The organism is Catalinimonas locisalis (assembly GCF_038039535.1).
Classification (GTDB): Bacteria; Bacteroidota; Bacteroidia; order Cytophagales; family Cyclobacteriaceae; genus Catalinimonas.
Genome location: NZ_JBBPHP010000008.1, coordinates 243,821 through 257,878 on the forward strand (window position 1 = coordinate 243,821; position 14,058 = coordinate 257,878).

A 14,058-nucleotide genomic window follows, 5' to 3' on the forward strand; every position below is an offset into this window, starting at 1 on the left:
TAGCGTTATTCAATTTAGCGCTTTGATCTCAAATAAAATATATCAATGCCAGATTTAAAAAGATTCCTACCAATGACATAATAAGGCGCTAATCACATACTAAGATTTGCCAGATCTGTAATCTTATTTAAAGGCTGACGATCAATACTTTTAATTTTTTACGCTCCGGAAAGCCGCAAAACTTACCTTTACAGAAAATCACTGTCCATGTAATGCTGCACATGGACTGAATGACTCCTTTTAAAGGCAATGCAGTGCTGCAAACCCACTGAAACACCTGGATGAGTAGTGATGTAGTGCTGCAAGTCCATTGATCCACCTGGATCAGTGGAGAAACAGTGCTGCAAGAGCACCAATCCACCTGGATCAGTGGACAAACGACGCTGCGGGTGTACTGAATATGTAAGTTCAGTGGACATGTAGCACCGCATCCTGACTGAATCAGTCATTTCAATGGACATGCAGCAGCGTTTTGCCATTTTTCCTACCCGATGAAAGGAAAATCACCTCCTTCTTACGCCCCCAAAAAAGGCGCAAAGCAGAAAAATGAGCTACGCTAAAAATGCGCTTTTGCCGGGATTGGTAAAATTTTGAAATTGCTGTATCTTTTTGGTTATAAAGAGTACGTGTAGAGAATAAACAGGAAGTAAAATGTGGGGACAATTAGTAAGCACTATAAAATGAGAAACTTAGATGATTCAATCTGGAGAAATCTGACAGGGGGGTATCAAATATTTTATGATCCTTCAATTGCATTAAAAAAACTTGAAAGAGTGGATAATGAAAAAGATGAAGACTTGATATGGGAAGAGCTTTGGCAAGAGTTGTATCATCAGGGAGATATAGGAACTGCTTCTTTACTTACCATTCCTCAACTCATCAGAATTTATAAAATAAAAAATAGAGCAAACTATCAAGTATTTGCTTTCATCACGGCTGTAGAATTATCAAGAGTTAATGGTGCTGTTAGTATTCCACCTGAATTTAAAGATGAATATCAAACAGCCCTGGATCAGCTTCCCCAATTGATTGATCTGGTAAAAAATCAAATGTGGGATTCTGTATTGGCAGCTAGTGTATTATCAGCTACAGCAATTTGGAAAAGAAAATATAAAATGGCTGAACTGATATCAGAATTGGAGGATGAAGATTTAACTGTTTATTTGTTAGATCAGGTAAATGAGTATTGAAAAAGGTTAACATTACCGTCTTTCTCTTTCAAGTTTAGCGAAGCGCAACTTGGAGGAGGGGGGGATAACCACAAGTTACGCTGCGCTAAACTTGCGGTAGGGAGAGTATGGAATAAGAGGTATGGCTTGTGACCAACAAAGAACAAACATATGGTTTTGCAGCAACTGATAGATTTGAGAGATTTTTTCTTTAACATGCTTAGCAAACGAAATGGAGCAGCCTATGCAAAAAAGAATTACCGGACCATGCTCATGCTTGTATTCTCCAGCTACTACGTGGCTTTTTTACTCATCATTGCGGTACTGCAATACAAAGCAGGCATCGCTGTATCCCCTTTCATAAAAGAAAATATCTTCATTCAACTTATTGTAGGCATATTCATTTTTGCTCCCTATTACTATACTTTTCAGTTCCTCTTCAGGAAGATGGCAAAATATCCAATGGATAAGCATATGTCTTCAGAAAAGTATAAAGGATTAAGGAGGAAGGCCTGGGGGATATCAATGCTTGGAATTACCTTAATAGTCCTCGTACCCTGGGGCTTGGATAGCCTTCTGCCTGCATTCAATAAGCTTGATGCTCTTTCTTTGCCATAAATTAAAGAAGTGTAGAAGTGGCTTTACACTGAAGGTTAAAATTCAAACTACTCTATCTTATTGAATGAAATTCGTAGTTTTCAGTAAAACCTTTTAAATTGAGGGAGACGTCATGAAGGGTGATGATAAGGCTTTGCTTACAAAAATATGAAACCCAGCAAAACAGAAATACTGCATATACTGAGTCAACAAAAATCTATACTTGCCCAAAAGTACCATGTGGATAAGCTTGGGCTTTTTGGTTCGTATGCCCGTGAAGAAGCTACTGAAAACAGTGATATAGATATTCTGGTAGATTTCACCAAGCCTATAGGGATGGAAATCGTTGACCTTACGATGGAACTGGAAAAGGCCTTGCACTATCCCATAGATATTGTGACAATTAATGCGGTGCGCCAACGATTATTTGATTACATCAAGCAGGATTTAGTGTATGTCTAGGCGAGACGATTGGCTTAAGAGAATCATTCAGGACTATATTCCTCCATTGAAGTTAAGTCTGGAAAAGCTTATTAAAAATCGTTAACAGCATAGAAGGCTTAGGCAAGCATGAAAACACTTCCCCCCAGATAGAGTAGAGGGGAGGATGCGCACAAACTATGTCAATTAACCAACACCCATAATATCATGACCTCAGTAAACCCTTTTGCCAAAAACTATTTCTTCATCTTAAGTCTGCTCATACTGGCCCTGGGCCTGATCGCCTTTTCTGATAACCTGATTACGGATGTAGGGCAGGAAAGTAATGCCGATCCTGTTTTTATCATCCATGGTTTGATCATGTACACTTGGATAGTCGTGCTGGTTATTCAGACCAACCGTATTCGTACGCTCAACACTAAAGCGCATATCGCCTTTGGATGGATAGGTTTTATCATCGGAGTAATGATGATACTGAGTATTGGCTTTACGGAATTGATAAGAGGAGCACCCTGGAGCGACCTTCCTTACTTTGGAAAGGCGAACAGAATATTTACCGCGACATTTGCAGTCATGCTCGTAGTCGCTTATCTGAAACGAGATAAGCCTGTATTGCATAAGCATCTTATCTTTGTAGGGATGTTATTCATCATGGAGCCTATACTTTCAAGGGTGGCGGGCAATACCGGTAATAATCCTGCTACAATGGCACCCATCATCTGGCTGCTTCTTTGGTTATCCATGTTTGCATACGACTTTATGAGCCGAAGAAAGATTCATCCTGTCACTTACCTGGGCCTTTTGTACTGGTTTGGCGTGTATGCCATAGTGTCTTAACCGCAGATTAGCTGGCCAGCCTTATATGGTTAGCAAAGGTGAAACAATTGATGAGTAGACATGGGTGCCTAATTTTGACTTAGTGCAAACTCACATTAGTACAGTGGTGAGTTTGCATTCGCTATTCTCATCAAAATCTTCTAAATTGATAGGTGGCATAAGCATATAACAACAAACCAAACTATCTAAACTGCCTATGAAAAGTGAAAAAACCAAGCCCGAAACTATTGACGAATACATTGCTGATTTTCCTCAGGAGGTGAAAGAGATTTTGGAGAAGGTAAGAATGACAATTCATAAGGCAGCACCCGAAGCAGAGGAAGCCATCTCTTACCAGATACCTACTTTTAAAATGAACGGTAAGAATCTGGTCCATTTTTCTGCCTATAAAAATCATATCGGCTTTTATCCGGGGGCTTCCGGTATTGAGGCCTTTAAAAGAAAGCTTCGGGACTATAAATCTGCCAAAGGTTCGGTACAATTCCCCTTAAGTCGTGCTTTGCCCTATGATTTGATCAGCGAAATTGTTGCTTACCGGCTAAAAGAGAATCAGGAGAAAGCAGAAGAAAAGGCAAAGAAGAAATAAAAAAAATCCCGCCCGAAAAGACTTTATCGGGCGGTGAAATTATGGCATCAGGGAATCTTTAGTAACCTACGGCATGTCCGTCTTTTCGGCTTTCTGAGGCTCCGTAGTAGACATCGTTTTCAGCATCGTACATGATGGACTGATAACCTCCGAAGCCATCGGGCCGGCCGTACTGTACATCATGTCCTTTCTTGATCAGCGCACGCACCACCATAGGAGAGAAGCCTTCCTCTATGTAGACCGTACCTCCGTCTGTCATGATAGCACCGGTAGGTGATGATGAACCGGAATGATTGATACGGGGCGCGTCACCCGCCTCCTGTATGTTCATCCCAAAGTCAATCATATTGACCAGAATCTGGGCATGGCCCTGGGGTTGAATAGCACCTCCCATAAGTCCGAAGCTCATGAAAGGCTTTCCATCCTTGGTCACAAAGGCCGGAATAATGGTATGGAAAGGACGCTTGTTGGGCGCGTACACATTAAAATGATCTTCATCCTGAACATTGAAAAGCTGTCCGCGGTTTTGCAGGCCAAAGCCTAGTCCGGTAGGTACCATGCCGCTGCCCATTCCGGCATAATTACTCTGGATTAACGAAACCATATTGCCATCTTTATCGGCTACTGTAAGGTAGATGGTGTGGCTTTGGTTGAGCTCTCCGGCATCCAGTTTCTCCGCTGCTTTGTCAGGATCAATCAGCTTTCTTCTTTCATCAGCATAGGCTTTGGAGATAAGTTGCTCTACCGGAATCTCATTGAAGTCAGGGTCAGCGTAGTACTTCGCCCGGTCTTCGTAGGCCAGCTTTTTTGCCTCAACAAAATGATGCATATAGTCGGCACTGCCGAAGCCCATTCCTTTGATGTCGTAGGGTTCCAACAGGTTCAGGATCTGAAGTGCTGCTATGCCCTGTCCGTTAGGGGGTAGTTCCCACACATCGTATCCACGATAGTTGGTAGAGACTGGATCAATCCACTCGGAGGTATGATCTCTGAGGTCTTCGTAAGAAAGGAAACCACCATTCTCTTTCATGTACTTATCTATGGTACGGGCGATCTCACCTTTGTAGAATGCGTCACGGCCGCCTTCGGCTATTTTTTCTAAAGTGTTAGCCAGATCAGGGTTTTTGAAAATTTCTCCTTTGCGAGGCGCTCTGCCGTCTATGGTAAATGTCTCTTTAAAGCCTGGATACTCAATGCGGCGAGGTACTTCCCTGGCCCAGCGGGCAGCGATGATCTCCGTAACCGGATAGCCCTGCTTCGCATAATTAATCGCCGGTTGAAGAATCTCTTCCATAGGCATGCTGCCCATACGTTCGTGCATGGTGAACCAGCCATCCACACAGCCAGGCACAGAAACAGGCAGGGGACCAAGATAGGGTACAAAGTCCAGGCCTTTTTCCTGAAAGTAAGAAAGCTTCAGACTTTTGGGAGAACGGCCACTACCATTAAGGCCATAAAGCTCTTCATTCTCCGCATCCCAGATGATGGCAAAGAGGTCTCCGCCGATGCCGTTACCCGTAGGTTCTACCAATCCCATCACCGCATTGGCGGCAATGGCAGCATCTACCGCATTTCCTCCCTGTTTCAGAATATCTATGGCGACCTGCGCAGCCAGGGGCTGGCTGGTAGCGGCCATTCCGTTTTGAGCTATGGTTTCTGAGCGGGTAGTCCAGGCTTCACCTACGCTTCTTTGCGCCAGGATTTCAGAAAAAGCAAATAGGGTGATGGTAAAACATAAGGTCAGGCTTAGGTAGTGTTTGCTAAAAGTCATTGGATGTATATTAAAGATTGTTAATAGGTGTCTTGACAAAAATGCCGGGTATATCATCAGGAGCATTGGTATTGGAGTTAATCTCTGCCTGGCTGTAGATAAAGCGTTCCGGCAACTCACTACCCGCATTGGGTGGAGGCTGTACCCCCAGGCCTTCCGCTCTGCTCCTGCGGATGTCGTTGAAGCCATTGATTTGTCCGAAGAAAACAATGTATCGCTCCATAAGAATGTCGTTCAACAGTGCTTCTTCGGGGCTACTGCCATCAGCATTGAGCATACCTCCAGCCTGAAGGTCAGCATTTTCATAAGGTAAATACACAGCGCTATATGCTTCAGTCTGATAGGCAGGATTAAGGTAGCCCCCTTCATTCATAAAACTACGATAATCGTTCAATGCCTCCAAACCGGCAGTCAAGCCCTGCGCTCTGAGTGCTGACTCAGCCAGGATAAGCAGGTTCTCCTGATAAGTTACCAGCGGATAAGAAGCATCTACGGCGAAAACGCCTCCAAAAGCATTAGTCCCTTCAGTATTGGGAGTAATGTTAGCCGGATCATCTATGTTTTTGAAATAATAGTTAAAACGAGCCTCTTCATCGGTTTTGGCATTACCACGATACAAAGGATTGGTGGAATCAAGAATTTGGGTAATGTACGTACCGCTGGCGTCAATATCCCCGGAGCGACCGCCTTCAAGAAAGGCATGATAAAGGTTCTCATTCTGGCCGGCAGTGCTACCATGAGGAGCCATCAGCGAATTTTCCAAACTGCTGATTCCCATCAAAGCCTCATCATAAGCAAGCTGATATTGTCTGGACTCCAGATAATAGCGGGCTTTCAGGGTGTGTGCCACTTCCAGCCATTTTGCGCCATCTCCGCCAAAATAAATCTCAGCGACATCAATAGAGCCTCTACCTGTTTCCAGGTCCAGTATGGCATCATCCAGAAGGTTTTGTAATCCAGTATAGACATCCGTTTGTGCATCAAAGGCAGGGTTAGGAAATTCACTGGTATTGTCAGCTTGTGAGAAAGGAATATCTCCAAAAACCGCAGTGGCAGTCCCTAAAATATTGGCCTGAATTACCTTGGTAATGCCCATCACCAGACGGTTGTCAATCGCCGCCGCTTTATCAATGATCAGATTACCATTGCCTATAATATTGGCATAAATTTTTTCCCAGGTCTGGTCAAAAGAGTCTCCGTCAATGATATAGGAGTTGATGGCTGAGTGCTGACGGTCAGCGCCGCGCAGATAGCCCGACCAGATGCTGGCTACCCGGGCCGGATGCCCTGATTGTACCGCGATATTGGCTACTTCAATACCGGTGAGCATAAGAGAGATAGAGGCATCAGTAGGATTGTTAGGATTATCATTTATGCCTTCCACGATGTCTTCACAGGCAGTAATGACAATAAAGCTGAGCAGTATGCTGAGGGTTTTATATAGTCTGTTCATCATCTTGTTCTGTTGAAAGGTGCTTAGTAATTAATGATAAGAGAAACGAGGTAGGACTTAGAGCCCGGTGTATTAAAGTAGTCCATGTTTTTGGTAAAGAAACTTCCTCCCAGGTTGGTATCAGGGTCAATGCCCACCACGTCTGTCCACAGAAACAGGTTTCTTCCCGTGAGCGATATCTCTACAGATCGCAGTTTGGTTGCCTCCTGAAAGCCTGGTGTCTGCAAACGATAGCTGAGGGATAGTTTTCGCAACCTGGTCCAGCTACCATCAGAAATAAACTGTTGGTTGACCGGTCCGAAACCACTACCCAGGTCGGTATAGAAGCTTTGGTCCAGTAATACCGGTCCGCCTCCCCAGTCCGTGATATTCCCTCTGACAGTGCTTCCTGCCGGAATGGTTTCTCCCGCATAATTTTGCAGATCTTGAGCTAAAGTTACTTCATTTCCGGTATCGGCATGCGTTCCAAAATTATACATTACCCCACGGGTTCCATTGTGGAAATCTGCGCCCTGATTGGTTTCAAATAAGAAATCCAGGGTGAAGTTCCTGAAGGAAAGCGTACTTCCCAAGCCTCCCCGCCAGTCAGGATTAGGATCACCAATTACGCCACTTTGTGTGGCTACTGTCGGGAAGTTGTTCTCATCCAGAATCAGGTTGCCTTCTTCGTCCTCGGCAAACTTACCTCCCCAGATTACTCCTAGTGGTTCCCCTACTACCGCGCGGGAGTCGGCTCTGCCTTCACGACCTTCCAGGAAAAGAGATTCTGTTCCTGCCAGGCTCAATACTTTGTTTCGGTTGCGGTTGAAGTTGGCGTTCACACTCCACAGCAGTTGTGGTGTGCTTATGATATCCATATTGACATCTAACTCAATACCTTTATTCTCCAGCGAAGCGGCATTGGTGTACTGGGTCGCAAAACCTACCGAAGGGGCCAGCGTAACCGGTATGAGCATATCCACTACCTTGTTCTGGTAATAGGTAAAGCTGGTAGTTAATCTGTCATTGAAGAACCTTAAGTCGGTACCAATTTCATATTCGGTTTTTCTTTCCGGTTTCAGCTCGCTGTCACCCTGCTCGGTACTTCTCAGAAATGCACCTTCGCCAAATTGGGCTCCGTTCAGGTTATCTCCAAAAGGAGCGTTAGAAAAAGTAGCTGGTACAAAGACGGTAGTGGTACGATAAGGAAGAGGTTGAATACCCACAATTCCGTAAGACAGTCTCAATTTCCCAAACGATAAAAAGCTCAGGTCATCCAGGGCGTTAAGCTCGGTAAACTGCCAGGCCAGATCAGCCGAAGGATAATAGAAAGTTTTGTCAGACTCGTCTCCGAAAGTGGAAGAAGTTTCGGCTGCTCCCGACAAGTTCAGATAAAGTGCGTCAAAAGCAGAGAAGTTGGCAGTAGCATATAGTCGGGAGGTACGGATTTCTCTTTTCTCATTAGAAGGAAAACGATCGGATACTACCGCATTGGAGAAGTTGATGGGACCATCATCTATCAAAAAGTTATTGATCTCAGTAGCAGTATTGTAATAATTTCTGCTGTTGATATTGAAACCCACTGTATACGTGGCTCCGAAGTTCGTCCCGATAGTTTGGAAAAACCTACCGATCAAATCCAGGTTCAGCTCACTTTCTTTGGTAATCTGTTCAGTAAAAGTACCATTACCCCGATTGGCTGAGTCATTGATAGGGAAGTAATTGATCTTCTCATCGGTATAGCTGTCAATACCTCCCCGGGCAATGATATGAAACCAGTCCAGAGGAGTGATTTTAAATTGAGTGCTGTTGATAAAGCGATTGACCAGCGTGGAATTTTCCTGCTCATTGATCGGCCAGAGCGGGTTATTGTAAATTGGGTAGGGATCATCTCCCAGATACCTTCTGTATGATCTCTGGCGGAGGATAGGACTGGCGTTTTCGTTGGCATAGTAGTAGCCTTTGTAGTCACGCACATTAAAGTCAGCTGGGTTTCTGAGTAAACCCAGCATGGAACCAGAAGTATTATTTCCCTGCTGAATCCGGTCTGCAAGGCTATTGATGTAAGTAGTATTGCTTTGGATTTCTACAACCGGATTAAAAGTATGCTGAAGGTTTGAGCGTACAGTAGTACGGCGGTATTCACTGTTGCCCTGTTGTATTCCTTTCTGCTTAAAATTGCCCAGACTGAAAAAATAGGTGGTTTTATCATCTCCCCCGCTTACATTCAGGTTATTGTCAAAGTAGTAGCCATCACCGAATACCGCGTCAAAATTGTCTTCTACAAATTCTTCCTGAGCGTTTCTTTCCAGGATAGGGTAGTAGCGTGTGCCATCCAGGGCTTCAAAGAATTCACCACTTTCATCAACCACATCTGCTCCACCGGGTCTTTCCGAGATTTTGTCACCGTAAGAACGGGAGTCGTTGGGGTCGTATTCTCCATTGCTTCCCTGTCCGAACTTATTCTGACGGGGGTGGAATTTATTTATTCTGTCAAGCGAAAAAGTAGTGCTGTAGCTGATGTTGATTTTATCACTCTTTTTGCCCTGCTTGGTGGTGATGTTGATCACTCCATTGGCAGCTCTTGACCCCCAGAGCGCTGCTGCTGCGGCTCCCTTCAGTATCGTCATGGAGGCAATGTCGTTGGGATTGATGTCGTTGAGGCGGGATTGCTGTTTCACCCCACCACCGCCGGAACTACTGCCTTCCAGGGTATTGCTGATGGGAATGCCATCTACAACGATCAGCGGTTGAGTGTTACCGGCAATGGTACTCATACCCCTGATCTGTATGAATGAACCCGCGCCCGGGTCGGAGCTTTGCTGGGTGATCTGTACCCCGGAGGCTTTACCTGAGATAGCATTGATCAACCCAGTCTCCCCAGATGAGGCAAGTTGTTCTCCTTCCACCACAGATTGGGTAGAGCCCTGTATGTCGGCATCCTCCTCAAAACCCAGAGCAGATACGATGACCTCGGAGAGTTGTTTGGTATCAGAAGAGAGGCTAACATTCAGTTCTGACTTATTTCCGAGAGCCACTTCTTTGGAGAGGTAACCAATAAAGGAGAAGATCAGCGTAGGGTTTTCCTGGGTGACCGATAGTTTATATGCCCCATTGATGTTGGTGATCGTCCCTTTTTCGGTATCCTTGACCAGAACATTTACTCCCGGAATAGGGTCACCTTCGCTATCCGTTACAGTTCCACTGACGGACCGGCTACTCTGTGCCAGGAGTGGATTTTGGGAAGTAAGCAGAAAGATTCCCAACAGGATAAAAAATCCGGCGGGAGGAAGCTTAGGTAGAGAAAATTTCATAAATTACCATGTTTATAATGAACAATGATCCCCTTATATGCTTGCAGGCATATGTATTAAGGGGGGGAAATCTTAAGAGCGAAGGTGTTGCAGCACTTTCGCTTTTTTTATGAAGTCATCCGATGAAAAAAAACTTGTTGGCTGTAAGTAAGAGGTTATAGAGATGGTAAAATTTTGGCTGTCTTTTTACCAATGAGACGCTAAAGTTAAGGCTAATGAATTATTTAGCAAATTAAATTCTAATTTTTTATTAATTATCGGAATAATATATTGAAAAATTAATATTTGTAGTAAGTAAAAAGCTCTGTATCCATTTGTACAGCATACCGGGTATCGCATACCGGGTGCCGCATGCTGAGGCAGAATCTGCCAGGAAATTTTACTAAAAAAACTGCTCGCCTTGAGGCTGGGCATGTGTTCATCTCATTTCCTCAGGCTGATCAATATCAATTAATGCTTAAACCCTCTGATAACAGTCAGAAAATCTTCTTAAGGAGGGGGCCATGTAAGATAAAAATTAGTGATTCGGGGGGGGTATTACATAGATGTAGGTACACACTACAAAATTCTCGGGATTCATTACATGAACGTAGCAAAACAGTGAGGTGAGCCGTGGATCTGGTCACTGTATAGTAGTGAAACAGTGACGAATTCGGGGAATTCATTACATCAACGCTATAAAACAGTAGCCTGAGCCGGGATTTTCGGACTGTATTGGAGCAATTCAGTGCCTTGAGTGGAGATTATTGGACTAAATTGGAGTAACTCAGCCTCATGAGCCGGAAATCTTAGATTTTATCATGAGGATATAGTACTAGAAATCCGTAAAATCTATGTGTAATAGGGTGAAATAGCAGGATAATCCTGAAAAATGAGGTCACAGCGTATTATTGTAATGCCTGCTCAAAGCGGGTTTGTGTATTGACACAACTGATGCTACACCTATTTTTCGTGGCTCAAACACTGCCATTAACAAACGATTTTAAGCGCTTAGGCATAGATAAGTGAGAAACTTATTTTTTTCATACATTAACCCTCAACAAGCTGGAAAATAGCATACATTGAAGCTTGTATATTGAAAATAGCCGCCCCGCGTGGAACGCATATTTGCGCTATCTCTATGTTGCTGGCAATTGAAGAAATAATGAAGAAAATCTTAATCATTACTTTTCTACTAATCACAGGATGTTCATATAATAGGGAAACCAAAACCCCGAATCATGCCCAGATTGATTCTTCTGATTCTGAAAATTTCAATGAATTTTTGACTAAGTTTAATGAGGATTCCGCCTTTCAAGTAAAGAGTATCAGGTTTCCATTTACAATAGAATCGTTTGAGTTAGGTAATAATGGTGAGGATATTTCTATAAAAAAACAGATAATTAAAGAGGAATGGAAGACCATTAATTTAGAATATAAGGAAGAATATAAACAAAGAGAGGTAGATGCATACACTCAGAAAATACAAGTATTAAAAGATACAGCAGTAATTGAATTTCGGGGCATTGATAATGGGATACACTTCAAATACAGTTTTGTTAAAAATAATGGGCAGTGGGTATTAGTATCAATGACCGATTGGTCAACTTAAATAAAACTGCCAGCAACATCGCTCAGCGGGCATGCTTCGGATGAAGCCCTTCGCCGTCCGCTACATCGGCCGTTGTCCTTAGAGAGCGTTAAGCAACCTGCCCCTGAAATAATCCTTTTTATTTTCAGTAGTATTGGTTTGATAATTGTTAAACAGAAGGTGAATTTAACGCAAACCACAATTATTCAGCTTGATTCCGCAAACACAGACCCACGGCCCCATTGGCATATTTGACTCCGGTTACGGAGGGCTTACCATCTTTCGTGAAATCGTTAAAGCTTTACCCCAGTACGATTACATTTATCTGGGGGATAATGCGCGGGTACCCTATGGTATCCGTTCCTATGAAACCGTGTACCGCTATACGCTGGAATGTGTTCGCCATCTGTTTGCCATGGGGTGCCGTCTGGTAATCCTTGCCTGTAACACGGCTTCTGCCAAAGCGCTACGTACTATCCAGCAGCGTGATCTGCCTTTGATGGACCCTTACCGCCGGGTGCTGGGTGTAATTCGTCCGACAACTGAGATCATAGGCACGCTTTCCCAAAGTGGTCATGTAGGTATACTGGCAACAGTCGGAACAGTTAAGTCTGAGTCTTATGTCATTGAGATCAATAAGTTTTTTCCTCAGGTTAAGGTTTTTCAAGAAGCCTGCCCGATGTGGGTGCCTTTGGTAGAAAACAATGAATATGAGTCGGGAGGAGCGGATTATTTTATACAAAAGCATCTGGATCAGTTGCTGGCCCAGTCCTCTCAGATTGATACGATAGCGTTGGCCTGTACTCATTATCCATTACTGAGTAAAAAAATTAGCCAGTTTATACCAGCGCATATCAAACTGCTTACTCAGGGCGAGATTGTTACGCATAGTTTGTTAAGCTATCTGGATCACCATCCGGATCTGGAAGAACGGTGCAGTAAAAATGGGCAGATTGCTTTTTATACTACCGAGTCAACACAGGATTTTGACAATAAGGCGGCAATCTTTTTAGGGCATACCGTCACCTCAAAACATCTGGAATTATGAATAGTGTTATAGTACGAAAGGGTGATAGTGTTATAGTTTTAGTCTGTAGCTTTATTTCCATATTCTTAAGTAAAAGAAAATGTGGTCTTATTTTTCTGAAAACAACATTCTTGCAAAATGGAAGTAAAACACCATAACATCACTCCGTGACGGCCATAACACTAGAACTAATTATACTCTAGCTGGGCATACATTTTTACATAAGCAGTGGGCGACATCTTTTTCAGGGATTTAAACTGGCGGTTGAAATTGGAAATATTGTTATACCCCGATTCAAAGCAGACTTCGGCAATATTGTAACGGTGTTCTTGTAGCAATTTGCAGGCGTAGCCAATCCTGACTTCATTAAGATACTGCGTAAAAGTCTTCTTATTAATACTCTTAAAATAACGGCTGAAAGCGGAAGGGTTCATATTGGCCAGTTCAGCTACTTTATCCAAAGTAATTTCCTGCTTAAAATTATTCATGATATACTCGTACACCACAATAAGTTTGTTATGTTGCTTGCTCTTAAAGTTATCTACAAAACCCGCACTGGAAAGCAAAGTAGCATGTTGGCAGACAGACAACTCATGAAGAATTTCCAGCAAGCTCATCACTTTATCAAAACCCTCCAATTTATACATTTCCTGAAGCCTGATAGTGATTTTTTCATTTTCCGGACCTTCAAACTTAATACCCCGGCGGGCGCGTTCAAACAGATGCTTGATGCTGGAAAACTCAGGAATATTGAACAGCCCGCCGGCAAAGTTTTCACTAAAATGGACTACATGAGCATGGGCACGTAATTCGGAATTTTCAGCAAAATAAGCTTTATCATTCAGCCAGAGATGAGGAAGGTTCTGGCCAAGCAATACAATTTCTCCCGGAGAAAATTTTTCAATACTGTCCCCTACAAAGCGGGTACCGGTACTTTTTGCGATAATGACAAGTTCAAGTTCAGGATGGTAGTGCCACTTTTTCAGGAAGCTATTGTAGCAGTGATTTTCTAAAGAGAAGGAACTGTTTTGGTGGACAGAGCGACTTATCAACTCAGCTTTCATGTGTAGTATAATTTTGCAGGGAAATTATAATTGCTACAAAATTTACGTATTAATCTGAGCTTTTTATGCATTTACAGCAAAAAATAGAGTTTATGTGCAAAAAAAGTATCGTTCTGGGTAGAAGATGTGGTTGGATAGATAGTTCCCTGTTTCTATATTGATAATGTTTGTGAATTAATCTCTATTTATTGGGATGGGTGAAATCCCACGCCTTTAGGCGGCAACTTTAGTATTTTAAGTATTGCTATCT

The 14,058-nt window shown here is 43.1% G+C and carries 11 protein-coding genes; 7 read left to right on the forward strand and 4 right to left on the reverse strand.

From position 1 onward, the window contains the following. The first annotated feature begins 680 nt into the window (after positions 1-680). The 5 genes from WJR50_RS13400 (at position 681) to WJR50_RS13420 (ending at position 3,630) form a co-directional block, all read left to right on the forward strand. On the forward strand, positions 681-1,190 hold the full coding sequence (locus tag WJR50_RS13400; RefSeq protein ID WP_341293794.1) for a hypothetical protein: 510 nt from the start codon (positions 681-683) through the stop codon (positions 1,188-1,190). Positions 1,191-1,346: 156 nt separating this feature from the next. Next, a complete protein-coding gene (locus WJR50_RS13405; RefSeq protein ID WP_341293795.1) occupies positions 1,347-1,787 on the forward strand; it encodes a hypothetical protein in 441 nt (146 codons plus the stop codon). 147 nt (positions 1,788-1,934) lie between these two features. After that, a complete protein-coding gene (locus WJR50_RS13410; protein WP_341293796.1) occupies positions 1,935-2,228 on the forward strand; it encodes a nucleotidyltransferase family protein in 294 nt (97 codons plus the stop codon). A gap of 186 nt (positions 2,229-2,414) precedes the next feature. Beyond that, positions 2,415-3,044 (forward strand): hypothetical protein, encoded by a 630-nt coding sequence (locus WJR50_RS13415; protein WP_341293797.1) that lies wholly within the window; start codon positions 2,415-2,417, stop codon positions 3,042-3,044. 196 nt (positions 3,045-3,240) lie between these two features. Continuing rightward, positions 3,241-3,630, forward strand: a complete 390-nt coding sequence (locus WJR50_RS13420; RefSeq protein WP_341293798.1) for an iron chaperone — start codon at positions 3,241-3,243, stop codon at positions 3,628-3,630. Between the two features lie 58 nt (positions 3,631-3,688). Here WJR50_RS13420 and ggt read toward each other — a convergent pair whose 3' ends face one another. The 3 genes from ggt to WJR50_RS13435 are packed head-to-tail and all read right to left on the reverse strand — an operon-like array spanning position 3,689 to position 10,147. Continuing rightward, positions 3,689-5,401 carry a gamma-glutamyltransferase gene (gene ggt, locus WJR50_RS13425; RefSeq protein ID WP_445223464.1) on the reverse strand — a complete coding sequence of 571 codons (1,713 nt, stop codon included), beginning with the start codon at positions 5,399-5,401 and terminating at the stop codon, positions 3,689-3,691. A 10-nt stretch (positions 5,402-5,411) separates the two neighbouring features. Then, positions 5,412-6,857, reverse strand: coding sequence for a SusD/RagB family nutrient-binding outer membrane lipoprotein (locus WJR50_RS13430; RefSeq protein WP_341293799.1), 1,446 nt, complete (start codon positions 6,855-6,857; stop codon positions 5,412-5,414). Between the two features lie 20 nt (positions 6,858-6,877). Beyond that, entirely contained in the window at positions 6,878-10,147 is a 3,270-nt protein-coding gene (locus WJR50_RS13435) for a SusC/RagA family TonB-linked outer membrane protein (RefSeq protein ID WP_341293800.1), read from the reverse strand. Between the two features lie 1,075 nt (positions 10,148-11,222). On the opposite strand from WJR50_RS13435, the gene WJR50_RS13440 reads away from it, so the two are divergent. Together WJR50_RS13440 and murI are read left to right on the forward strand one after the other, a co-directional pair. Then, positions 11,223-11,738 carry a DUF4348 domain-containing protein gene (locus tag WJR50_RS13440; RefSeq protein ID WP_341293801.1) on the forward strand — a complete coding sequence of 172 codons (516 nt, stop codon included), beginning with the start codon at positions 11,223-11,225 and terminating at the stop codon, positions 11,736-11,738. A 190-nt stretch (positions 11,739-11,928) separates the two neighbouring features. Further along, a complete protein-coding gene (gene murI, locus WJR50_RS13445) occupies positions 11,929-12,765 on the forward strand; it encodes a glutamate racemase (protein ID WP_341293802.1) in 837 nt (278 codons plus the stop codon). Between the two features lie 167 nt (positions 12,766-12,932). On the opposite strand, the gene WJR50_RS13450 is transcribed toward murI, so the two are convergent. Continuing rightward, complete coding sequence (locus tag WJR50_RS13450; RefSeq protein WP_341293803.1) at positions 12,933-13,808, reverse strand: AraC family transcriptional regulator; 876 nt, start codon at positions 13,806-13,808, stop codon at positions 12,933-12,935. Positions 13,809-14,058 lie beyond the last annotated feature (250 nt).

What these genes read in the sequence shown, in the direction of transcription:
- WJR50_RS13400 (WP_341293794.1), top strand. Translation starts at nt 681, where the DNA reads ATGAGAAACTTAGATGATTCAATCTGGAGAAATCTGACAGGGGGGTAT.
- WJR50_RS13410 (WP_341293796.1), top strand. Translation starts at nt 1,935, where the DNA reads ATGAAACCCAGCAAAACAGAAATACTGCATATACTGAGTCAACAAAAA.
- WJR50_RS13415 (WP_341293797.1), top strand. Translation starts at nt 2,415, where the DNA reads ATGACCTCAGTAAACCCTTTTGCCAAAAACTATTTCTTCATCTTAAGT.
- WJR50_RS13420 (WP_341293798.1), top strand. Translation starts at nt 3,241, where the DNA reads ATGAAAAGTGAAAAAACCAAGCCCGAAACTATTGACGAATACATTGCT.
- ggt (WP_445223464.1), bottom strand. Translation starts at nt 5,401, where the DNA reads ATGACTTTTAGCAAACACTACCTAAGCCTGACCTTATGTTTTACCATC.
- WJR50_RS13430 (WP_341293799.1), bottom strand. Translation starts at nt 6,857, where the DNA reads ATGATGAACAGACTATATAAAACCCTCAGCATACTGCTCAGCTTTATT.
- WJR50_RS13435 (WP_341293800.1), bottom strand. Translation starts at nt 10,147, where the DNA reads ATGAAATTTTCTCTACCTAAGCTTCCTCCCGCCGGATTTTTTATCCTG.
- WJR50_RS13450 (WP_341293803.1), bottom strand. Translation starts at nt 13,808, where the DNA reads ATGAAAGCTGAGTTGATAAGTCGCTCTGTCCACCAAAACAGTTCCTTC.